The organism is Actinoplanes sp. NPDC051851, from assembly GCF_040681165.1.
GTDB lineage: Bacteria > Actinomycetota > Actinomycetes > Mycobacteriales > Micromonosporaceae > Actinoplanes.
Genome location: NZ_JBFAYF010000063.1, coordinates 24,223 through 45,373 on the forward strand (window position 1 = coordinate 24,223; position 21,151 = coordinate 45,373).

General features: G+C 71.0%; 18 protein-coding genes. 10 read left to right on the plus strand and 8 right to left on the minus strand.

Features of this window, described 5'->3' with window-relative positions:
• Positions 1–128 precede the first annotated feature (128 nt).
• Positions 129–1,490, plus strand: coding sequence for an FAD-dependent oxidoreductase (locus AB0M08_RS38835; protein WP_364504907.1), 1,362 nt, complete (start codon positions 129–131; stop codon positions 1,488–1,490).
• A gap of 35 nt (positions 1,491–1,525) precedes the next feature.
• On the opposite strand, the gene AB0M08_RS38840 is transcribed toward AB0M08_RS38835, so the two are convergent.
• Together AB0M08_RS38840 and AB0M08_RS38845 are read right to left on the minus strand one after the other, a co-directional pair.
• Positions 1,526–4,828, minus strand: a complete 3,303-nt coding sequence (locus tag AB0M08_RS38840; RefSeq protein WP_364504909.1) for a S8 family serine peptidase — start codon at positions 4,826–4,828, stop codon at positions 1,526–1,528.
• Between the two features lie 157 nt (positions 4,829–4,985).
• Positions 4,986–5,636 (minus strand): TetR/AcrR family transcriptional regulator C-terminal domain-containing protein, encoded by a 651-nt coding sequence (locus AB0M08_RS38845; RefSeq protein ID WP_364504911.1) that lies wholly within the window; start codon positions 5,634–5,636, stop codon positions 4,986–4,988.
• A gap of 124 nt (positions 5,637–5,760) precedes the next feature.
• Between AB0M08_RS38845 and AB0M08_RS38850 the strand changes: the two genes are divergently transcribed.
• Together AB0M08_RS38850 and AB0M08_RS38855 are read left to right on the plus strand one after the other, a co-directional pair.
• The gene (locus AB0M08_RS38850) at positions 5,761–6,993 is read left to right on the plus strand and encodes an MFS transporter (protein WP_364504913.1); all 1,233 of its coding nucleotides are present in this window, start codon (positions 5,761–5,763) and stop codon (positions 6,991–6,993) included.
• Positions 6,994–7,006: 13 nt separating this feature from the next.
• Positions 7,007–8,728, plus strand: a complete 1,722-nt coding sequence (locus AB0M08_RS38855; protein ID WP_364504915.1) for a glycoside hydrolase family 3 N-terminal domain-containing protein — start codon at positions 7,007–7,009, stop codon at positions 8,726–8,728.
• A 232-nt stretch (positions 8,729–8,960) separates the two neighbouring features.
• On the opposite strand, the gene AB0M08_RS38860 is transcribed toward AB0M08_RS38855, so the two are convergent.
• Positions 8,961–9,887 carry an alpha/beta hydrolase gene (locus AB0M08_RS38860; RefSeq protein ID WP_364504917.1) on the minus strand — a complete coding sequence of 309 codons (927 nt, stop codon included), beginning with the start codon at positions 9,885–9,887 and terminating at the stop codon, positions 8,961–8,963.
• 84 nt (positions 9,888–9,971) lie between these two features.
• Here AB0M08_RS38860 and AB0M08_RS38865 point away from each other — a divergent pair, with 84 nt between their 5' ends.
• On the plus strand, positions 9,972–10,424 hold the full coding sequence (locus tag AB0M08_RS38865; RefSeq protein WP_364504919.1) for a helix-turn-helix domain-containing protein: 453 nt from the start codon (positions 9,972–9,974) through the stop codon (positions 10,422–10,424).
• Between the two features lie 840 nt (positions 10,425–11,264).
• Here the strand turns inward: AB0M08_RS38865 and AB0M08_RS38870 are convergent.
• Complete coding sequence (locus AB0M08_RS38870; RefSeq protein WP_364504921.1) at positions 11,265–11,897, minus strand: TetR family transcriptional regulator; 633 nt, start codon at positions 11,895–11,897, stop codon at positions 11,265–11,267.
• Positions 11,898–11,989: 92 nt separating this feature from the next.
• Between AB0M08_RS38870 and AB0M08_RS38875 the strand changes: the two genes are divergently transcribed.
• From AB0M08_RS38875 to AB0M08_RS38885, 3 genes are read left to right on the plus strand one after another with little or no spacing between them, the layout of a single operon-like run.
• A complete protein-coding gene (locus AB0M08_RS38875; protein ID WP_364504923.1) occupies positions 11,990–13,138 on the plus strand; it encodes an acyl-CoA dehydrogenase family protein in 1,149 nt (382 codons plus the stop codon).
• Between the two features lie 13 nt (positions 13,139–13,151).
• On the plus strand, positions 13,152–13,901 hold the full coding sequence (gene fabG / locus AB0M08_RS38880; RefSeq protein ID WP_364504925.1) for a 3-oxoacyl-ACP reductase FabG: 750 nt from the start codon (positions 13,152–13,154) through the stop codon (positions 13,899–13,901).
• Between the two features lie 12 nt (positions 13,902–13,913).
• Positions 13,914–15,071, plus strand: coding sequence for an acyl-CoA dehydrogenase family protein (locus tag AB0M08_RS38885; RefSeq protein WP_364504927.1), 1,158 nt, complete (start codon positions 13,914–13,916; stop codon positions 15,069–15,071).
• A gap of 172 nt (positions 15,072–15,243) precedes the next feature.
• Here AB0M08_RS38885 and AB0M08_RS38890 read toward each other — a convergent pair whose 3' ends face one another.
• Positions 15,244–16,209: a polysaccharide deacetylase family protein gene (locus tag AB0M08_RS38890; RefSeq protein WP_364504929.1), complete on the minus strand. Its 966-nt coding sequence runs from the start codon at positions 16,207–16,209 to the stop codon at positions 15,244–15,246.
• A 128-nt stretch (positions 16,210–16,337) separates the two neighbouring features.
• Between AB0M08_RS38890 and AB0M08_RS38895 the strand changes: the two genes are divergently transcribed.
• Positions 16,338–16,889 (plus strand): hypothetical protein, encoded by a 552-nt coding sequence (locus AB0M08_RS38895; RefSeq protein ID WP_364504931.1) that lies wholly within the window; start codon positions 16,338–16,340, stop codon positions 16,887–16,889.
• 46 nt (positions 16,890–16,935) lie between these two features.
• Here AB0M08_RS38895 and AB0M08_RS38900 read toward each other — a convergent pair whose 3' ends face one another.
• From AB0M08_RS38900 to AB0M08_RS38910, 3 genes are read right to left on the minus strand one after another with little or no spacing between them, the layout of a single operon-like run.
• Positions 16,936–17,931 (minus strand): LLM class flavin-dependent oxidoreductase, encoded by a 996-nt coding sequence (locus AB0M08_RS38900; RefSeq protein ID WP_364504933.1) that lies wholly within the window; start codon positions 17,929–17,931, stop codon positions 16,936–16,938.
• 28 nt (positions 17,932–17,959) lie between these two features.
• Positions 17,960–18,484, minus strand: a complete 525-nt coding sequence (locus AB0M08_RS38905; RefSeq protein WP_364504935.1) for a hypothetical protein — start codon at positions 18,482–18,484, stop codon at positions 17,960–17,962.
• Positions 18,485–18,518: 34 nt separating this feature from the next.
• Positions 18,519–19,463: a DMT family transporter gene (locus tag AB0M08_RS38910; RefSeq protein ID WP_364504937.1), complete on the minus strand. Its 945-nt coding sequence runs from the start codon at positions 19,461–19,463 to the stop codon at positions 18,519–18,521.
• Between AB0M08_RS38910 and AB0M08_RS38915 the strand changes: the two genes are divergently transcribed.
• Positions 19,462–20,874: a PLP-dependent aminotransferase family protein gene (locus AB0M08_RS38915; RefSeq protein WP_364504939.1), complete on the plus strand. Its 1,413-nt coding sequence runs from the start codon at positions 19,462–19,464 to the stop codon at positions 20,872–20,874. The two genes, AB0M08_RS38910 and AB0M08_RS38915, sit on opposite strands and share 2 nt — an antisense overlap.
• A gap of 41 nt (positions 20,875–20,915) precedes the next feature.
• Complete coding sequence (locus AB0M08_RS38920; RefSeq protein ID WP_364504941.1) at positions 20,916–21,125, plus strand: DNA-binding protein; 210 nt, start codon at positions 20,916–20,918, stop codon at positions 21,123–21,125.
• Positions 21,126–21,151 lie beyond the last annotated feature (26 nt).

Here is a 21,151-nt window from a genome sequence, read left to right on the forward strand (position 1 = left end):
ATGGGGCCGTGGCTCATCGAAGCGCTTCGACGGAGCGTGGGCTCACCATAGATGCGGCCCGATGCGCCCGGCAACACCTTCCGGAAATCCGCCGTTAACAGTCCGCACAACCGGGGAATCATGGGCGGATGCGACTGATCGTGATAGGCGGGGACGCGGCCGGAATGTCCGCGGCGTCCCAGGCCCGGCGCCGGCTCGCCGCCGCGGACTGCGAGATCCTCGCCTTCGAACGGGGCCGGTTCACCTCGTACTCGGCGTGCGGGATCCCGTACTGGATCGGCGGCGTGGTGGACGGGCCGGACGCCCTGGTGGCCCGCGACCCGGCAGCCTTCCGGGAGGCCGGGATCGACGTGCGCACCCGCCACGAGGTGACCGGAATCGATCTGACGGCGCGCACCGTCACGGTCCGCGACCTGGACGGCGGGCGCGAGCTCCGCGAGGGCTTCGACGAGCTCGTCTACGCGACCGGCGCCACCCCGGTCCGCCCCGGCTGGGCCCGGACGGACGCGGGCGGAGTCTTCGGCGTGCAGACCCTGGACGACGGCGCCGCGCTGCGCGCCTGGCTGGAGAGTGATCCGAAGCCGTCGGCCGCGGTGGTGATCGGCGCCGGCTACATCGGCGTCGAGATGGCCGAGGCGCTGATCAATCGCGGCCTGAGCGTGACCCTCGTCGAACGCGCCGAGCAGCCCATGGCGACCGTCGACCCGGACATGGGCGCGCTGGTCGCCACCGCGATCCGGGGCCTCGGCATCGATCTGCGGACCGGCGTCACGGTCCAGGGCCTGGAGATCAAGAACGGCCGGGTCGCGTCGGTGGTCACCGATGCGGGGCCGCTTGCGGCCGACGTCGTGGTGATCGCTTTGGGGGTACGCCCGAACGCCGCGCTCGCCGAGGAGGCCGGGATCCCGCTCGGGTCCACCGGCGCCCTCCGCACCGATCTGCGACAGCGCGTGCCCGGCGCCGAGGGCGTCTGGGCGGCCGGCGACTGCACCGAGGTGCTGCACCGGGTCTCCGGACGGCGGGTGCACGTCCCGCTCGGCACCCACGCGAACAAGCAGGGCCGGGTCGCCGGGATCAACCTGGGCGGCGGGTACGCGACCTTCCCCGGCATCGTCGGCACCGCGGTCACCAAGGTCTGCGACCTGGAGGTGGCCCGGACCGGCCTGACCTCGGCGGAGGCCGCTCTCGCCGGGTTCGCGACGGTGACCGCGCCGGTCGAGTCGACCAACCGGGCGGGCTACTTCCCGGGCGCCGTCCCGATGACGGTCAAGCTGATCGCCGAACGGGACACCGGGGTGCTGCTCGGCGCGCAGATCGTCGGCCGGACCGAGGCGGCGAAACGCGTCGACGCCCTCGCGGTGGCCCTGTGGAACCGGATGACCGTCACCGAGATGACCGCTCTGGATCTGGGGTACGCGCCGCCGTACGCCCCGGTCTGGGACCCGATCCTGATCGCCGCGCGCAAGACCGAGGAGAAGCTCAGGGGGTGAGCCCGGACGGGCCCACCCCCTGATGAATCGCCTGCCTACTCCGTGACGGCGCCGATCGAGACCGAGCCGCGGCCGACGACCGCGCCCTCGTCCGTCACGAACTGCACCTCGCCGAAGAGGCTCCGGCCGGCCGGCGGTACCGAGGCCGCGGTGACCGTGCCGGTGATCGTGGTGCTCGCCCCGGCGGCCAGCACGACCGGGGTGGCCGGCACCGCGACCGTGCCGAGCGCCGCGCTGTAGTAGACGTCGAGGTAGTCGTACTCGGTCGTGCCGGCGGGCACCGCGTACCCGTCGACCTCCACCGTGTACTCACCGGCGGCGGGGGCGTCGATCGAGACCGACTCCTCCGCGTCGCCGTCCGCCTCGTACCCGACCTGCACCCCGTTCTCGTCGTAGACGTAGAGGTCCAGGTCGGCGCCGACGTCGCTGGGGTTGCCGATCGACACGTCCAGCTTCTCGGCGCCCTCGGGCACCACGACCGTGAAGTACTGCACGCCGCCCTCGGCGATCGACGGGCGCTGGCTCAGCGAGCTGCCCAGCGAACCGCCCAGGGCCGACACGGTCAGCGGGCCGTAGTCGTTGGTCACCGTCCAGGTCACCGGGGTGGCCACCCCGGCCTGCACGCTGTCCAGGGTCACCGTCTCCGGGTCCACCGTGACGCCCTGCAGCTTCGCGGTGAGCGTGAACGGGTTCGACAGGACCGGCGAGGTGCGCCGCGACTCGACCTCGAACTCCCAGACGCCCGGGAGCGGTTCCTCGTACGACCGCTCCTCCGGCTTGCAGACCGACGCGTCCGAGTAGTTCGTGTAGCAGTACGGGCTGGAGGTCGGCTCGACCGGGACGCCGTACGGGTTGATCGCGATCCACCGGGTCTGCGAGCCGCTCGCGATGCCGGTCAGGTCGACCTGCAGCGCCGCCGCCCCCTCCGGCACGGTCAGGAAGAACGACGTGGTGGAGTTCCGGTCGACCTTCCCCGACCAGCTCTTCGTGTACGACGGGCTGCTCAGCGCGTCCCCGGTGACGACCGTGTTGAGCACCTCGAAGTCGATCGCCGGGGTCTTCGGGTCGTCGACGGTGAGGATGGCGCTCGTGACGCCGGTACCCGCCCGCACCTTGACCTTGACGGCGACCGCCTTGTTCAGCGGCAGCCCGACCGATCCGGCCGACGAGAACGCGCCGTGGTCGCCGAGCCAGCCGAGTCTGTGCTCGATCGTCTTGTTCGGCCCGCTGGTCCGGGTCAGCTCGACGGTGACCGTCTTGGTCTGCCCCGCCGTGTAGCCGCCGTCGGCCGCCGCGCACCGGTTGTAGATGCCGGTGCCGACGCCCGGGGTGGCCAGGTAGTCGTCGAGCGGCGTGCAGACCGCGGCCGACGACGTGTAGGTCCGCGGCGTGCCGACCTTGTTCAGCAGCGACCACGAGGCGGGCACGTCGAACTGGCCGTAGCCCTGCTCGTACGCCCCCTCGCCCGCGATCGGGTTCGCGGTCGTGTAGATCGCCCGGCGCAGCTGGGCCGGGGTGACCGTGATCCGGCTCTGCTTCGCCGCCGAGAGCAGCAGCGTGGCCGCGCCGGTGGCCTGCGGGGCCGCCATCGACGTGCCGTTCTCCATCGCGTACCCGACCGGCAGCGTGTAGCCGACGGTGTCCAGGCCCTCGACGACCTCCCAGGTGGGCGTCGCGGAGATGGCCGAGCCGGGCGCCGCGATGTTCGGCTTGAAGCCGCCGTCCTCGCGCGGGCCCCGCGACGAGAAGTTGAAGAGCTGCAGCGACTTGCGGGTCACCGAGCCGTAGTTGGCGAGCCAGGTCTCCTTGGAGATGCTGGCCGCCACGCTCACCACGGAGGTGGCCACCGACGGGTCGCCGATGGTGTTCACGCCGGAGCCGGAGTTGCCGGCCGAGATGAACATCTGCACGCCGTAGTCGTTGATCAGCGTGTCGTAGAGGACCGCGCGGGCGTTGTTGCCGTCGTTGAGCGCGGGCAGGCCGCCGATCGACATGTTCACGATGTCGACGTGCCGGTTCACCACCAGGTCGACCATGCCGGTGGTCAGCGCGGCCGCGGTGCAGCCGCCGCCCCACGAGCAGGCCCGCGCCGAGACGATCGTCGCGCCCGGGGCCTGGCCGTCCAGGTTCCTGTTGCCCAGCAGGTCGTTACCGGCGGCGATGCCGGCCACGTGGGTGGCGTGCAGGCCCTCCGGGATGCCGATGTTGACGAAGTCGGTGACCTGGCCGGGCAGCCCGGCCGGGGTCAGGTCGACGTCCTCGCGGTACTCGACCACGAACGGCATCCGCTCGACGACCTCGGTGTTCGGGTTGTCGGTGCCGAAGTAGCCGACGTCGTACTTCTCGTTGTACGGCCGCATCACGGCGTCGTCGGTGAAGTCCTTGTTCTGGTTGACGTCGACCCGGATGTCGTGGCTGACCGGGTCGTAGAGCACGCCCCAGACGTCGGTGGTGTCGCCGTCCCGGTTGACGTCGCCGGCGGCGTCGTCGGCCGCCGTGATCGACTCGCTGAAGCGGTTGATCCGCCACGAGCCGGCCGGCGCGGTCCAGGTGGATCCGGCGTACGTGAAGGTGGGGCCGGTGACCGCGGTGAGCATGGCCCGCCAGGAGCCGTCACCCTCGGTCAGCGGGTCGGTGGCGGTCACCCAGTCGGTGATCTTCCGCTCGCCGGTGGTGGTCTTCTGGAGCGAGGGGTGCGCCAGGTCGACACCGGTGTCCATGATGCCGATGGTGACGCCGCGGCCGTCCCAGGTGGGGTGCTTCTTCTTGAAGTCCACCGACCCGGTCTCGGCGGTCGGCATGTACGGGTTGTCGGCCGGCGTGCTCGCGCCCGGCCCGCTCGCGACCCCGCCACCCTGGTACGCGGCGGTGGTGTCCGCGGTCAGGTCCGGCTCGTCGATCTGGATCGTCTCGTCCAGGTCGATGGCCTTGACGCCGCTCAGCTTCGCGGTGTTCAGCACCTTACCGGTGGGCACCGTGGCCAGCACGTACCCGACCTGGTCGAACCGGCGGGCGATGCTGCCGCCGAGGCTCTCGACCTGGGCCGCGACGTCGTCGGCCTTCCCGTCGGCGGTGGCGATGATGACGGTGACGCTGGTCTTGTCCGCCGCCTCGGCCTCGGCGAGCAGGCCCGCGTCATGCGAGCCGAGGGTCTCCACCGGCGACCCCTTGGGATCGACGTCCTCGGTGGTCGGTGCGGTGCCTGGGCTGGCGGCGAGCGCCGCGCTCGGATCGGCCACGGCCGGTGCCGAACCACTCAACGTCGCCACGCCGGCCACCACGCCGAGCGCCACGACCGAGGTGAGGGTACGACAGCCCCATGTGGATTGTCGTCTCACGTACGGGTCCTCCGGGAGAATGGCGCCCAGAGGGGTTTCCCGGGCGCTCTCCCGGGATCTTCCGATCGATCCGCATGGAAGTCACTACGGTCGATGACGTCGTGACCAGGACGTGATATTCGACCTTTCGCATAGACGAAGACATATTTCGCGGAAGTTACCCGAGCAGGCTCTCCAGGCCCGCGATGAATATGTCCACATCGAACTGAAATTGCCGCTCCGGTGACTCGTCCCGCAGCTCGATCAGGCGCCGCATCGTCGGCAATTGATCGGGCGCCGCCTCGGCGAACATCCTCCGCATCTCGGTCACCTGCGGGTGCCCGCGGTACTTCCCGGCCAGAATCGCGTCGCGGGCCGAGACGAAGACGATCTCACCGAGCATGGCGATCGCGCGGCACGCCTGCTCCTCGGTGAACCCGGCGGCGAGCAGGGTACGCGCGTAACGCTCCGCCGGCGCCAGGGCTGCCAGGCCCTCGGCGGCCGGCATCCGGACGTACTCGAAAAGGGTCCCGGTCTTGAGCAGGCCCTCCCGGTTGGCCGTCGCGAAGGCCCGGGTGGCCTCGCGCCAGTCGGTGACCTCCGCCGTCTCCCGACGGGCCATCTCGCCCTGGATCACATCGAAGGCGACCAGCTCGAGCAGGCCCTCGCGGTCGGCGACGTGGTAGTTGAGCGCCTTGCGGTCGACGCCGAGCTCGGCGGCGACGGCCTGCATGGTCAGGGTCTCCGGGTCCATGGCCCGGGCCACGGCGACGATGCGCTCGCGGCTGAGCCGTGGCGGGCGACCACGGCGGCGTGAAGTGGGCTGCACCCGCCGGATCTTATTTCCCGCCGGGGAAACCAGCCACCCCGAACCTCTTGACCTGCGTGCCAGGTCACACCTAGTTTTTCCCCACGGGGAAATTCGTAACCAGCTCGAAACCTAAGGACTCTCGATGACCACAACAGAGTCGCCGATAGAAGCACCCGCATCCCACCGCAAGCTGCTCCTGAGCCTCTTCCCTGCCAATGTGAGCATGTTCCTGCTCTGGGGCGCCATCCCCTCGATCCTCCTGGCTCTGCAGGTCGAAGGGATCGATCCGGACAACAAGGCAGGAAACCTCGCGATCGTCTACACGATCGGCGCCCTCGCCGCGATGATCGCCCAGCCCCTCGGCACCGTCTCCGACCGCACCCGCTCCAAGTACGGCCGCCGCGCCCCGTGGATCGTCGGCGGCGCCCTGGTCGGCGGCCTCGGCCTGATCGGGATGGCCGCCGCGAACACCCTGGTGCAGATCGGCATCGGCTGGGTGATCGTGCAGATCGCCTACAACTTCTGCCAGGGCCCGCTGAGCGCGATCATGCCGGACCGGGTGCCGCCCGCCGTCCGCGGCATGTTCTCCGCGGTCGCCGGCTTCGCGATGATGCTCGGCGCGATCGGCGGCCAGCTGATCGGCGCCGCCTTCGCCGACGACATCGGCGGCGGTTACGTCCTCTTCGCCGGCCTCGCCCTGGTCACCTTCACGCTCTTCGTGGTGATCAGCCCGGACCGGGACAACCGCGCCGACGAGCGCCGCCCGTTCGACCTCGGCGCCCTGCTGCGGACCTTCTACTTCAACCCGCGCAAGCACCCCGACTTCGGCTGGGCCTTCATCGGGCGGCTCCTGCTGTACCTGGGCTACTTCATGGTCAGCAACTACCAGCTCTACATCCTGCAGGAGTACATCGGCCTCGGCGACGACGCGGTGAACAAGGTCGCGGTCCTCGGCGGCGCCTCGCTGATCCCGACGCTGATCGCCACCCTGCTCGGCGGCCCGCTCTCCGACCGGCTCAAGCGCCGCAAGCCGCTGATCTACCTCGCCTCGATCATCTGCGGCGTGGCCCTGCTGATCCCGTGGCTGATGCCCACCCTCACCGGCATGGTGATCTTCTCGATGCTCAACGGCTTCGGCTTCGGCCTCTTCGGCTCGGTCGACACCGCCCTGGTCAGCGAGGTGCTCCCGGCCCAGGAGGACGCCGCCAAGGACCTCGGCGTCATCAACATCGCGGCCACCCTGCCGCAGGTCTTCGCCCCCGGCGTGGCCGGCGCGATCGTCGTCGCGACGGGCTACGGCTCGCTCTTCCCGATCGCCATCGTCCTCATGATCCTGGGCGGCTTCGCCGTCTGGCCCATCAAGACCGTACGTTGAAAGGATCCTCCTGATGCACCCCTACCAGGACGCCACCCTCCCGATCGACCAGCGGGTCGAGGACCTGCTGAGCCGGATGGCGCTGGAGGACAAGGCCGGACTGATGTTCCAGCAGATGGCGACCATCGGCGACCTCGACGCGACCGGCTTCATGGACACCCCGTCGATGCGCGAGATGCTCGACCGGCGGATCACCCACTTCAACATCCTCTTCGCGCCGAGCGCCCGGGAGATCGCCGCCTGGCACAACACGCTGCAGGACGAGGCCCGCAGGCACCCGCTCGGCATCCCGGTGAGCATCTCCACCGACCCGCGGCACCACTTCACCGACAACCCGGCCACCGCGATGCTCGCCGGCCCGTTCGCCCAGTTCCCGGAGATGCTCGGCCTCGCCGCGATCGGCGACGAGGACCTGGTGGAGCGCTTCGCCGACCTGACCCGGCGCGAATACCTCGCGGTCGGCATCCGGGGCGCGCTGCACCCGCAGATCGACCTGGCCACCGAGCCGCGCTGGGCCCGGCAGAGCGCCACCTTCGGCGAGGACGCCGATCTGTCCACCCGGCTCGGCGTCGCCTACATCCGCGGACTGCAGGGCGCCGGCGGCGTCGGACCGGAATCGGTCTCGGTGATGGCCAAGCACTTCCCCGGCGGCGGACCGCAGAAGGACGGCGAGGACCCGCATTTCGCGTACGGTCGTGAGCAGGTCTACCCCGGCGGCAGGTTCGACCTGCACCTGGAGCCGTTCCGGGCGGCGATCGCGGCCGGGGTCGCGCAGCTGATGCCGTACTACGGGATGCCGGTCGGCCTGGACGGCGTCGAGGAGGTCGGCTTCGGCTTCAACCGCGAGATCATCACCGGCCTGCTCCGCGAGCAGCTCGGCTACGACGGCATCGTCTGCACCGACTGGGGCATCCTCACCCGCACCTGCTGGGGCGTCGAGGACCTCACCTACGAGCAGCGGATGATCAAGTCCCTGCACGCGGGCGTCGACCAGTTCGGCGGCGAGACCAGCACGGACGTCCTCGTCACGCTGGTCAAGAACGGCACCGTCGCCGAGTCCCGCCTGGACGCGTCGGTGCGGCGCCTGCTGCGGGAGAAGTTCCGCCTCGGGCTCTTCGAGAACCCGTACGCCGACGAGGCCCGGGCCGAGATCGTCGTCGGCACCCCGGCCGCCCGCGCCGAGGGCATCGCCGCCCAGGCCGCCGCGCACACCCTGCTGATCAACGCGCCGACCGGTCCGGCCCGCCTCCCGCTGGCTCCCGGCCTGAAGGTCTACGCCGAGGGCCTGACCGACGTCGACGGCAACGCCGAGCTGGTCGCCACGCCGGCGGAGGCCGACGTCGCCGTGCTCCGGCTGAGCGCCCCCTTCGAACCGCGCGGTTCCGGAATGGACATCGAGTCGTTCTTCCGGGCCGGTTCCCTCGACTTCCCGGCGTCGGAGATCGCCCGGATCCGCACCATCTGCGCCACGGTCCCCACGGTGATCGACATCTACCTGGACCGCCCGGCGATCCTCGCCGGCTTCGCCGACTCAGCCGCTTCGCTGATCGCCAACTTCGGCGCTTCCCCGGCCGCTTTCCTCCAGATCCTCTTCGGTACGGCCTCGCCCCAGGGCAACCTCCCGTTCGACATCCCGTCCTCGATGGCCGCCGTCGAGGCCAGCCGCCCCGACGTCCCGTTCGACACCGCCGCCCCGACCTTCCGTTTCGGCCACGGCCTCCGATACGCCGACTGACAGTCCGCCACTCCCCTCTTCACGCGACCCCCGTTCTTCTCTGGCCGCCCTCCGCCCCTCTCAAGCGGCCGCCCTACCCGGTGGCCGCCCCCGGTGGCCGCCCTACCCGGTGGCCGCCCCCGGTGGCCGCCCTACCCGGTGGCGTCGCGGGATCACGGATTCCGCGGCGCCGCCGCCTTTCCCCGCCATTCTTTCCCCGCTTCGCCTTCCCTTTTGTCCTTCCTTTTCGGCATCAGTTGCTCTCGAGCACCGCAACGAGCCGGTCCGCAAAGGCACGCGGATGCGTCAGATTCCCGTTATGCCCGCCGGGAAAGCGCACCGCCTCCACCCCGGCCCGATCGGCGAGCGCCAGCGCCGCGAGATAATCGAACCCGGTCACCGGACTGCTCTCCCCGACCGCCGGAACGATCCTTGCCCCCGCCGGACCGACCCGCGCTCCCGCCCGACCGACCCGCGCTCCCGCCGGAACATCCATCAGCGACAGCCGGTCCTCCAGCACCGCCGCAAGGTCGTACCGCAGGAAGTACTCGAAGTTCGCCGCCCGTCGCTCCGTGAACGGAAACGCGGTGATCCCTTCCTCGGTCTCCTGCGCCCGAGGATCGATCCCCAGCACCGCCGCGACCTTCCCCGCCGCCGCGCGCCACCCGCTCTCCCGATGCACGTCGAGTACTCCCTCGAGTTCACCCCGCGCACGCTTCTCGACCTCCGGCGCGAGGAATCCCAGCGCGATCGGCTCGTGGGCGACCAGCGTCCCGACCGTTCCCGGATGGTCCACCAGCAGATGCAGCCCGATCGCCGCCCCCATGCTGAGTCCGAGAACGGTCACCGGCCCGGCCGCCACATGCCTGATCACGGCCGCCGCGTCGGCAGCGTGCCGGCGAACGCTCGCCCCCGCGCCCGGGTGCCACCGAACGCCCGCCCCCGTTCCCCCCGTTCCCCCCGTTCCCCCCGTTCCTCCCGTTCCCCCCGCATCCGGAACGCTCCGGCTCAGCCCTCGCCGATCCCACGTGACCACGGTGAACCGCCCCACCAGCCGCTCCACGAGATCGACACTCCGATCCGCGTCCCCTTCGCCGCTCTGCCCGATCACGAGCACCGGCCCGTCCCCAGCAACCTGAAAATGGATACGCGCCCCATCAACCGCCACAAGTCCGTCCACGCCTCCGACGCTAACCCATCATTCTTGATGCATCAACAGTGATGCATCACTGTTGATGCATCAAGAATGATGTAACCTGGTGCGGTGACTCCGGTTGAACTGATGCTTCTCGGCCGCACCCTCACCAAGATCGGCGAGCAGGCCCTCCCCGCCCCCGACGAGGGACCCACCGGCGGCGAACGTGTGGTCGTCGTGGTGATGGCCGACATCTACGCCAATGAGGGCACCACGGTCAGCGAGGTCGCCCGCCGCACCGCCCTCCCGCAGAGCGCGGTCTCGAACGCCGTAGCCCGCCTCCGTTCCGCCAGCTCGATCGTCTCCACCCCCGACCCCGACGACCGCCGCCGCCAGCTCCTGCACCGCAACCCCGCCATGACCCCCCGCCGGACGAAGGTCGCCACCGCCGACATCTCCCCCGCCGTCGCCGCCGCCTTGGACCCCGACTCCCCCACCGCGCTGCCCGAGGTCCTCGCCGCTCTGGAGACCCTGTCCCGCCACTTGACCCCGTCCTCCATCACCCGTTTCAAGACCTCTTGACCCCGGGGGGAGACCCGCTTGACCCCCAGGGGACCCGCTTGACCCCCAGGGGACCCGCTTGACCCCCAGGCCGCGGGGAACCCGCTTGACTCCCGGGGGACCCGCGAGACGAACTCTGGGGGTGATCACCGATCGATGAGCGGCGGCACTGTGGGCCGGCCAGGCTCACGATCATGGCCGGAGCACAGCCGACGGCGGCCGCTCGCTCCGAAGAAACGCACCGGCCCCCGGCTGGCTCTGAAGGGTGTGTCCGCAGGCCCGAGACACCTCTGACCCCGCTGGTCAATTCCGGCGGGGGGGTTCCCGGTCGGGGTGGATCCCGGTTGGCCGGGTTTGATCGACTTTTCGTGATCAGCTGCGGTGATGATCTTGGTGGCTGGCGTTCTGGGGTGTGTCGGCGGGCTTGAGTGACCTCTGGGTGCCAGCTTTTCCGGCGCGGCTGGTGTTCAGGGGTCTCTCGGGCGCCTGAGACACCCCGGATCGCCAGCCGACGGGCCCGAGGCACCCCGGATCGCCAGCCGGACCGGCCGAGGCACCCTGGACGGCCCGCCCCACCGCCTGCGGGCACCGCCGCCCGGCGGGCCCGCGACCGAAACCTGGCCGACCGAAACCCGGCCGACGGAATCGACGATCCGCGGGCGGCGAACGTTTCGGACGGGCACTCGCCGCGGGATCCGGCGTCCCACCCGGGCGGTCCAGCATCGACCAGCAGGGTCACCTCTGAACGCCAGCCGACTGACGAGAACACGAACACGGATCAACGCGACCGGAGTGCGGGGCCTGACCCCCCGGGTAGCACGCGACCGACTGGAGAACGTCCAGGATGGCCGGCCACGCGGGTCACGACGCCCCGGCGGGGGAGGACAGGCGGATGGCGAGGCCGTCGACGAACGTCAGCAGCGCGAACTCGAAGCTGTCCCGGTCCACCGCGTCGGCGTGTTCCCGTAGCCGGTGCGCGTCGCCGAGGGCCGGGTAGCGGTCCAGGTAGACCTGCACGTCGTCGACGAACCCGCGCGAGAACGAGCCCATCGCGGCGCCGATGACCAGGTATTTCGTCGAGGCACCGATCATCGTGGCGTCCCGCGGGGACCAGCCGGCCGCGACCAGCCCGCCATGGATCGCGTCGGCGCGGCGCAGCGAGGCGTCCCGCTGGCCGGGGCCGTGTGCCAGGAACGGGACGATGTTCGGGTGCTCGGCCAGCGCCGCGCGGTAGGAGCGCGCCCAGCCGAGCAGCCCCTCGCGCCAGCCCCGGCCGAAGGCGCTCACGTCCACCTTCTCCATGATCTCGCTGGCGACGTCGTCGAGCAGCCGTTCCTTGGTCGGGTAGTGGAAGTAGAGCGCGGGCGCGCTGACCCCGAGGGCGGCGGCCAGCTTGCGCATGCTCAGCCCGTCGAGCCCGTCCCGGTCGATGATCTCCAGCGCGGCGGCCCGGATGCCCGTCTGACTCAGGAGGGGCGTGCTGGGCCGGGGCATGTGATCTCCCAACGAGGAAGTCCTTGGACGCCTAACGCTGTTAAGTTAACATGGCGTTGCAAACCTGACAGCGTTCAATTGGGGAGCCGGCCGTGGACTTCACCCTCTCGGAGGAGCACGAGCAGCTGCGGGACCTCGCCCGCGAGTGGGTCGAGCGCGAGGTCGTCCCGCACGCCACCGAGTGGGACCGCGCCGAGCAGGTCGACCCGAAGATCGTCGGGAAGCTGGCCGAGCTGGGCTTTCTCGGACTCGGCATCACCGAGGAGCTGGGCGGCTCGGGCGGCGACTTCCTCTCCTACACGCTGATGATGGAGGAGCTCGGACGCGGCGACACCTCGGTGCGCGGCATCGTCTCGGTCTCCCTCGGCCTGGTCGCCAAGAGCATCCAGGCGTACGGCACGGATGATCAGAAACAGCGCTGGCTGCCGTCGATGTGCGCGGGCGAGACGCTCGGCTGCTTCGCCCTGACCGAGCCCGGCACCGGCTCCGACGCGGGGAACCTGGTCACCCGGGCGGTCCGCGACGGCGAGGACTGGCTGATCAGCGGCGAGAAGATCTTCATCACCAACGGGACGTGGGCGGGAGTCGCGCTCGTCTTCGCCCGTACCGGAAAACCGGGACCTCGCGGCGTCACCGCCTTCCTGGTGCCCACCGACCGCGCCGGCCTCGGCCGGCGAGAGATCAAGGGCAAGCTGGGCCTTCGCGGACAGGCCACCGCCGAGCTCACCTTCGACGAGGTGCGCGTCGCCGACGCCGAGCGACTCGGCCCCGAAGGCTCCGGCTTCACGATCGCCATGGGCGCCCTCGACAAGGGCCGGATCGCGGTCGCGGCAGGATCGGTCGGTCTCGCTCGTGGGTGCTTAGAGGCATCTCTCGCGTACGCCGGGGAGCGCGTCCAGTTCAGCAAGCCCATCGCCTCGTATCAGCTGGTCCAGGAGATGCTCGCGGACATGGCGGTGGAGACCGAGGCCGCCCGGCTGCTCGTCTGGCGCGCCGCCGACCTGGTCGATCGCGGACAACCGTTCGGCACGGCCGCCTCGATGGCCAAGCTCTACGCGAGCGAGACCGCGGTCAAGGCCGCCAACCACGCCATCCAGGTCTTCGGCGGGTACGGCTACGTCGACGAGTTCCCGGTCGGCAAGTACCTGCGCGACGCCCGGGTCACCACGCTCTACGAGGGCACCAGCCAGATCCAGAAACTACTCATCGGCCGAGCGCTGACCGGGATCAGCGCCTTCTAGCAGGGGGTTTCGAATGAGTCGGGTCGCCATCGTCACCGGCGCCGCACGCGGGATCGGCGCGGCCACCGCGCTCCAGTTCGCCTCGGAGGGTACCGCCGTCGCCGTGCTCGACCTGGACGAGTCGGCCTGCGCGGACGTCGTCGGCCGGATCCGGGCTGCGGGCGGCACCGCGCTCGCGCTGGGCTGCGACGTCGCCGACGAGGCCCAGGTGGACGCCGCGGTCGACAAGGTCGCGGCCGAGCTCGGCGGCGTCGACGTGCTGGTCAACAACGCCGGGGTGCTCCGCGACAACCTGCTGCACAAGATGTCGTCCTCGGACTGGGACATCGTGATGAACGTGCACCTGCGCGGCGCGTTCCTCTGCAGCCGGGCCGCCCAGCGCCACATGGTGCCGCGACGGTCTGGCAAGATCGTCAATACGTCGAGCGTCTCGGCACTGGGCAATCGCGGTCAGGCGAACTACGCTGCCGCGAAGGCCGGGATCCAGGGGCTCACCCGTACGCTCGCCATGGAACTGGGGCCGTTCAACATCAACGTCAATGCGGTGGCACCGGGCTTCATCGCCACCGAGATGACGGACGCGACGGCTGCTCGTGTCGGGCTCTCCGCTGCCGATATGCAGGCCAAGGCAGCGGAGATCACGCCGCTGCGCCGAGTCGGGCAACCGGAGGACATCGCCCGCGTGGTCGCCTTCCTGGCCGGCGACGCCGCTTCGTTCATCACCGGCCAGACCATCTATGTCGACGGCGGCCGCCGTCTCTGAAAGGGAACTCGCATGCGCCGCACCATCTTCAACGAGGACCACGAGGCTTTCCGGCAGACGCTGCGGGAGTTCCTGCAGGCCGAGGTCGTACCGCACTACGACCAGTGGCTGCACGACGGTGAGGTGCCGCGCGACTTCTACAAGAAGCTCGCCGACCTGGGACTGTTCGGCATCGAGGTGCCCGAGGAGTTCGGCGGTGCCGGGATCGACTCGTTCAAGTTCGCCGCGATCCAGTACGAGGAGAGCACCCGCGCCGGTGTCAGCTTCGGCGGCTCCGGGGTGCACGTCGCGCTCTGCCTGCCGTACCTGCTGAAACTCGCCACGCAGGAGCAGAAGGAACGCTGGCTGCCGTCGTTCGTCAGCGGCGACATGATGTTCGCGATCGCGATGACCGAGCCGGGCACCGGATCCGACCTGGCCGGCATGACCACCAACGCCAAGCTCACCGAGGACGGGAAGCACTACGTCCTGAACGGCGCGAAGACCTTCATCACCGGCGGCGTCCTCGCCGACCGGGTGATCGTCTGCGCCCGCACCTCCCCGCCCAAGCCGGACGACCGCCGGTACGGCATCTCTCTGCTGGTCGTCGACACGAAGCTCCCCGGATACTCGGTCGGCCGCAAGCTCGACAAGCTCGGCCTGAAGACGTCGGACACCGCGGAGCTGGCGTTCTCCGACGTCCTCGTCCCGGTCGAGGACCTGCTCGGCGAGGAGAACAAGGGGTTCTCGTACCTCGGCCAGAACCTCCCGCAGGAGCGCCTCGGCATCGCGTACGGGGCGTACGCGCAGGCCGCCGCCGCGGTCGAGTTCGCCAAGCAGTACACGCAGGAGCGCAAGGTGTTCGGCCAGTCCGTCGCCTCGTTCCAGAACACCAAGTTCGAGCTGGCCGCGTGCCAGGCCGAGGTGGACGCGGCGCAGGCGGTCGCCGACCGGGCGCTCGAAGCCCTCGACGCGGGCGAGCTGACCCCGGCGGAGGCGGCCTCGGCGAAGCTGTTCTGCACCGAGGTCGCGCACCGGGTCATCGACCGGTGCCTCCAGCTGCACGGCGGGTACGGCTTCATCAACGAGTATCCGATCGCGCGGCTTTACGCGGACAACCGGGTCAACCGGATTTATGGCGGTACGTCCGAGGTGATGAAGATGATCATCGCAAAGGACATGGGGTTGTAGGAGGGTGGGCCGGGCGCTTCGAGGGGTGCGCTGTGTGGGCGGTTTTGGGCGGGGGATGACTTACTCCGGGCGGTCAGGCTTGATCCCTGCGTAAGTCATCCCCCGCCCAAAACCTTGCCTGGTTGCGGTGGGTGCCGCGGCGCGGTCCACTCCGGGGGCGGCGGGTGCATGGTCACCCTAGGTGTGGTGGTGCGGGGACACTGCTGGTGGATGGCTCGGTGCTCGCGGGTGGCTCGGTGCTCGTGGGGGGCTCGGTGCTCGTGGGGGGCTCGGTGCCGGGGATGTAGTCCTCGAGGCGGGCGGGGGTGAGGCCGGCCTTGTGGATGGCCTTGAGGACGGCGAGGAAGTCGTCGACGAAACGTGGGCGGAAGTGCATCAGGATGATGTCGCCGGGCTGGACCAGGTGGGGCCGCTGCTGGTAGAAGACCTTGCCGTGGTCGGTGGTCTCCTTCCACGTGAAGACGGCCTTCATGCCGCAGTCGTGGGCGGCGCGCAGGGTCGTCGTGTTGTAGGAGCCACCCGGTGGGCGGAACAGGGTCGGGCGGGTGCCGTAGTACTTCTTCAGCTGGTCCGCTCCGCCACAGATCTCACGCTTCTGACCCTCGTACGACAAATGCGTCATCGTGGCGTGCGTGATCGTGTGGTTCTGCACGGTGGCACCGGCGCCCAGCAGCGGCGTGAAGTAGTCCGGGTCGTCCTGGATCGCGTTCACCTCGAGGAAGAGCGTGACCGGGACGTTCGCGGCCTGGAAGAGCTTCAGGGCCATCGGGTCCTTCTGCCAGCCGTCGTCGATGGTGATGAACGCGATCTTCTCGGTCGTCGGGATACGCGCGAAGGCGCCCGCCCTGTCGCCCTTGGGCAGGGTCAGCTGCGACGGCGCGGGCGGCGCCGGGAACTCCGGTACGCGGGCACGCAGGGCGGGCGGCAGCGCGGCCAGGGCGGCGGAGATCCCCTCCGGAGTGGCGGAGGCGGTGGCCGACGGGACCGGCGACGGGACCACCGGATCCAGGCCGAGCCAGGACGCGGCACCGCTCGGCGAGGGCGCCGGGGTTCCTCCACCACCGGTCGCGGCGCACCCGGCGATGATCGACACCAACGTGCCCGCGACGACCGCGCGCAGTGCTCTGCTCGTCAACATGCCGGCTTTCCTCGGGGGTCGGGATCGGGGGTCCACAACCATGGGACGGCTGTGGACCCGTGGAATGTTGGCACAGACATGCAAATGTGCCGTTCGTCATCATTCAAGCGGGCCGTAGGGTGATCGGCATGGCGTTGTTGCACAAGGCGGAGATCCGCCCGACCAAACTGGAACTGCTCACCACGTGGCTACCCGCGCAGAAGTGGTACACCGGCCCCGCCGAGCCCGAGGTCACCCGGATCGCCGCGGCCCGCTTCGACGACCCGGCCGGCGAGGTCGGCATCGAGATCATGCTGGTCCGCGTGGGTGACGGCCCGGTGCTGCACACCCCGCTGACCTACCGCGGCGCCCCGCTGCCCGGCGGCGAGGAGTGGCTGGCCGGCACCACCGAGCACTCGTACCTCGGCCCGCGCTGGGTCTACGACGCGGCCGGCGACCCGGTCGCGCGGGCCGTCATCGCCGCGGCGATCCGCACCGGCGCCCAGCAGGCCGAGGAGGAACTCCGCGCCCCCGACGGCACCCTGACCACCCGCGTACCGGACATGAAGCTGCACGGCACCGGCGGTTCCGGCGCCTCCGTGGAGATCATCCGGTTCCCCTCCGACGCCATGGCGAACACACTCACCGGCGTCTGGCCCGGCCAGGACACCCCGCTAGCCCTGGCCCGTCTCCTCCCGTGAGACCGCCCGTCCTCTCCGCGGCGGCTGACAGACCCCGGCGCGGCCGCTACGCCGCGGCGGGCTTCCAGCCCAGGGCCGGGCCCAGCGTCGTGGCCATGTCGGTGAGGATCTGGACGTAGTCGTCGTGGTCGAAGGTGAACGGCAACGCGAACGCCACCTCGTCGATCTCCTGGAACGCCACGTGCGCCGACAACCGCTCCGCGATCTCCTCCGACGAGCCCACGATGTCCGGGGCGAACATCATCCGCGCCGGGCCCTGGGGCGTCAGCGTGCGCGGAGTGCGCTTCTCGGCGTACGCCAGATATCTGGCCTTCTGCGCGGCCGTGGCGCTGTCCGTCGGGATGACCACCAGGCCCTGGGAGATCCGGCCGGCCGGATGGAGCTCGCGGAACGCCCGTACGTGAGAAAGCTGGATCGTGGCGAAGTCCTCCGACTCCTCGGCCTTCACCACGCTGCTGGTCAGGAAGTTCATGCCGTGCTCGGCGGCCCAGCGGGCGGAGCGCAGACTGCCGCCGCCGTACCACAGGCGGGACGCGAGACCCGGCGAGTGGGGCTGGACCCGGTCGGAGAACTCCTCGAAGCCCTCGCTGCCCCGGAAACCGGTGACGGGCTCCCCGCGTACGCAGGCAAGCAGACGCTCGACCCGCGCATAGCTGAAGTCCTCCGCCGAGGCCGTGTCCGGATAGAGCGCGTCCTTGACGCGCTCGTAGTGCATCGGCGGGCCGACGCTGATGCCGGGGTGGAGGCGGCCGCCGGAGAGGAGGTCGACCGTGGCCAGGTCCTCGGCGAGGCGCAGCGGGTTCTCCCAGCCGAGCGGGATCACCGCGGTGCCCAGCTCGATCCGGGAGGTCCGCTGCGTGGCTGCGGCGAGCACCGCGACCGGCGACGAGATGCCGAACTGCAGGTGGCGGTGCCGCAGCCAGGCGCTGTCGAAGCCGAGGCGCTCCCCCAGCTCGATGATCTCCAGCGTGGATTCGTGGCCCCGGCGCGGGTCCGCCTCGTCGAACAGTCCGATGGTGAGAAAACCCAGCCTGCGCAGCATGATCACAATCCTAGTCCGGCCATAGGAGTTACGGCTCCTCGGGCTCCGGCGGGATCGGCGCGGCCGGGACGGTCGGCGCGGCGGTGGGCAGGACCAGCAGACGGGTCACCGTGGTCCGGTGCGAGCGACGGCCCTCGCACGGCATCTCCTGCGGGGATCCCGGGCGCAGCGTCCCGTCCGGCTGGTTGGTGTATTCCAGATCGGTCGTCAGCTCGATCCCGGTGGGGGCGTCCGCGGTCGCGGTGACCTTGAACCCCATGTAGTCCACGTCGCGCTGGGCCAGGTTGCCGCTGCGCAGGAAGGACGCGTAGGTGCCGGTGTTCTCCGGATACGTGACGGTCACGCCGGGCGCGCTGAAGGTGACCCGCACGTCACAGACGTCGGTGAGCGTGGTCCACCAGGTCTTCACCCACTCCGCGTTTCCCGAGGTCACGGCCGGGACCACGTACTTGTCGACGGGTTGCGGCCCGCGCGTGCCACCAGCCTGGGCGGGCGCGGCCGGCAGCGCCGCCAGGATCACACCGGCCAGCGTCACGGTCCGGAGGAAACCCATGATTCACACCCTTTCTGGTACGCCGTAAGGACACTCACGACGCTAGATCCGCGGTCACGGGCGCATCGACGGCCCGCGGCGGGCTCACTCTGACGGGTGTCGTCGCGCGCTGCCGCTGGGCCAGCGCCACGCAGCCGAGCACCAGTACCGCCGCCCCCGCCGCCGTCGCCGTCACCCGCTCGCCGAGCAGCAGCGCCGACCAGAGCAGGGTGAGCAGCGGCTGGGCGAGCTGCAGCTGGCCGACCCGGGCGATACCACCGCGGGCGAGCCCGGCGTACCAGGCGAAGAAGCCGAGGAACATCGAGACCACGGTCAGGTAGCCGAACCCGAGCCACGCGCCCGGACCGGCGTGCGGCGGCTCGCGGAGCGCCGCGATCACGGTGATCACCGTGGTGGCCGGGAACGCCAGGATCAGTGCCCAGCAGATGGTCTCCGCGCTGCCCAGCGAGCGGGCCAGTACCGCCCCTTCGGCGTACCCGAGACCGCAGAGCACCACCGCGACCAGGAAGAAGACGTCCGCCACGCTGTTGGTGGGCCCGCCGGTGAACACCAGGACCGTGACGGCCCCGGCCGCGGCGGCGATCCAGAAGAGCCGGGTGGGCCGCTCGTGGGCCCGCAGCACCGCGAAGACCGCCGTTATCCCGGGGAGTAACGCGATCACCACGGCGCCGTGCGCGGCCGGTGACACGGTCAGCGCCAGCGAGGTGAAGAGCGGAAAGCCGACCACCACCCCGGCGGCGACCACCGCCAGGCTCCGCCACTGCGCCCGGGTGGGCCGGGCCGCCCGGCGGAACCACAGGTAGACGGCGGCGAGCAGGCCCGCGCCGACGGCCCGCCCGAAGGCGACGAACCAGGGGTCCAGGTCGGCCACGGCGACCCGGGTGGCCGGCAGCGACATACTGAACGCGAGCACTCCCAGCGCGCCGAGGGCGATACCCGTTACTCGATCAGACCGGAAAGCGTTACTCTTGCCTCTCATGAATGACGATAACGCGATGCAGCGTGTTATCCAAGATCTTCGGGCGGCGGCGGCCGGCGGGACCGGCACCCGGCTGCCCTCGGTGCGCCAGCTGACCGCCCGGCACCACGTGGCCCCGGCGACCGTGGCCCGGGCCACCCGCCAGCTGGTCGCCGAGGGCCTGATCGAGGCGGTCCCGGGTCGCGGGCTCTTCGCCACCGCCCCGGGCGCCGGGCCGTCCGCCGGACCGGGCGCCGGGCCACCGGACCACTCCTGGCAGACCGTCACGCTCGGCGCCCGCCCCGAGGGCGAGGACGCGATGCAGGCCCTGCTCGCGGTCCCGCCGCCCGGGGCGATCGCGCTCTCCGGCGGTTACCTCGACCCGGCCCTGCAGCCCACCACCGCGCTCGGGGCCGCTCTGGGCCGCGCCGCCCGGCAGCCCGCCGCCTGGGACCGGGGCCCGGCCGCCGGGAACGCCGACCTGCGCGCCTGGTTCGCCCGGGACACCGGTGCCGGACTGCACGCCGACGACGTGGTGATCTGCCCGGGCGGGCAGGCCGCGCTGACCACCGCGATCCGCGCGCTCACCGCTCCCGGCGATCCGGTGCTCGTCGAGTCACCCACCTACCTGGGCGCGCTCGCCGTCGCCCGGTCCGCCGGCCGCCGGGTGATCCCGGTGCCCGCCGACGCGGACGGCGTCCGCCCCGACCTGCTCGCCGCCGCCCTGGACCGGACCGGTGCCCGGCTCCTCTACTGCCAGCCGCGGTACGCGAACCCGCACGGCGCCACCCTCGCCGCCGGGCGCCGGCCCGCCGTGCTCGCCGCGATCCGGAGCGCCGGCGCCTTCCTGCTGGAGGACGACTACGCCCGTGACCTGGGCATCGACGGCGAGCCCGCGCCACCGCTGATCGCCGCCGACCCGTCCGGCCACGTGGTGCACCTGCGCTCGCTGACCAAGGCGATAGCCCCGGGCCTGCGGGTCGCCGCGCTGATCGCCCGCGGTCCGGCCGCCCAGAGGCTGCGCGCGGCCCGGCTGCTGGACGACTTCTTCGTGGCCGGCCCGCTCCAGCAGGCCGCCCTGGAGTTCGTGACCTCACCCGCCTGGCCCCGTCACCGCCGTACGCTGCGCAACGCCCTCCGCGAACGCCGGGACGCGCTGCTCACCGCCCTGCGGCGGCATCTTCCCGGCCTGGTCCCGGCGAGCGTGCCCGGCGGCGGCTTTCATCTCTGGGTACGTCTCCCCGACGGCACGGACGAGTCCCGGGTGGTGACCGCCGCGGCCGCCGAGCAGGTGGTGGTCTTCCCCGGCCACCCATGGCACGGCGCCGAACCGCCGGGCGCCTTCCTGCGCCTGACCTACGCCGCGGCGCCGGCCGACCGGCTCGACGAGGGCGTACGCCGGCTGGCACGTGCCGTCACCCGGTCGAGCTGACTTGTTCCCCGGCAACTAGCGTAGCGCCTATAGTCGGACGCATGACGACCCCGATCGATGTCATGGGCCCCTACGAGATCCGCGCCCGGCTCGGCCACATCAGCCGGCAGCGGACCACCGCGATCATCCACCGTGACGACTTCCCCGCGCCCGCCGCGACACTGGCCATGGGGAGCATCTGGCACACCACCGACGTGGAGGGGTGGATCGACCGCCGCCGTCCGCGATTGAGCCGCACCCACACCGATTAAGACCCTTCCCGGGTACGGCTACCCTG

Excerpts from the sequence above, each read along its gene's own strand:
- AB0M08_RS38900 (WP_364504933.1), bottom strand. The coding sequence starts at position 17,931 with ATGCTGCGCAGGCTGGGTTTTCTCACCATCGGACTGTTCGACGAGGCG.
- AB0M08_RS38905 (WP_364504935.1), bottom strand. The coding sequence starts at position 18,484 with ATGGGTTTCCTCCGGACCGTGACGCTGGCCGGTGTGATCCTGGCGGCG.
- AB0M08_RS38885 (WP_364504927.1), top strand. The coding sequence starts at position 13,914 with ATGCGCCGCACCATCTTCAACGAGGACCACGAGGCTTTCCGGCAGACG.
- AB0M08_RS38835 (WP_364504907.1), top strand. The coding sequence starts at position 129 with ATGCGACTGATCGTGATAGGCGGGGACGCGGCCGGAATGTCCGCGGCG.
- AB0M08_RS38910 (WP_364504937.1), bottom strand. The coding sequence starts at position 19,463 with ATGAGAGGCAAGAGTAACGCTTTCCGGTCTGATCGAGTAACGGGTATC.
- fabG (WP_364504925.1), top strand. The coding sequence starts at position 13,152 with ATGAGTCGGGTCGCCATCGTCACCGGCGCCGCACGCGGGATCGGCGCG.
- AB0M08_RS38920 (WP_364504941.1), top strand. The coding sequence starts at position 20,916 with ATGACGACCCCGATCGATGTCATGGGCCCCTACGAGATCCGCGCCCGG.
- AB0M08_RS38850 (WP_364504913.1), top strand. The coding sequence starts at position 5,761 with ATGACCACAACAGAGTCGCCGATAGAAGCACCCGCATCCCACCGCAAG.
- AB0M08_RS38915 (WP_364504939.1), top strand. The coding sequence starts at position 19,462 with ATGAATGACGATAACGCGATGCAGCGTGTTATCCAAGATCTTCGGGCG.
- AB0M08_RS38870 (WP_364504921.1), bottom strand. The coding sequence starts at position 11,897 with ATGCCCCGGCCCAGCACGCCCCTCCTGAGTCAGACGGGCATCCGGGCC.
- AB0M08_RS38855 (WP_364504915.1), top strand. The coding sequence starts at position 7,007 with ATGCACCCCTACCAGGACGCCACCCTCCCGATCGACCAGCGGGTCGAG.
- AB0M08_RS38895 (WP_364504931.1), top strand. The coding sequence starts at position 16,338 with ATGGCGTTGTTGCACAAGGCGGAGATCCGCCCGACCAAACTGGAACTG.
- AB0M08_RS38890 (WP_364504929.1), bottom strand. The coding sequence starts at position 16,209 with ATGTTGACGAGCAGAGCACTGCGCGCGGTCGTCGCGGGCACGTTGGTG.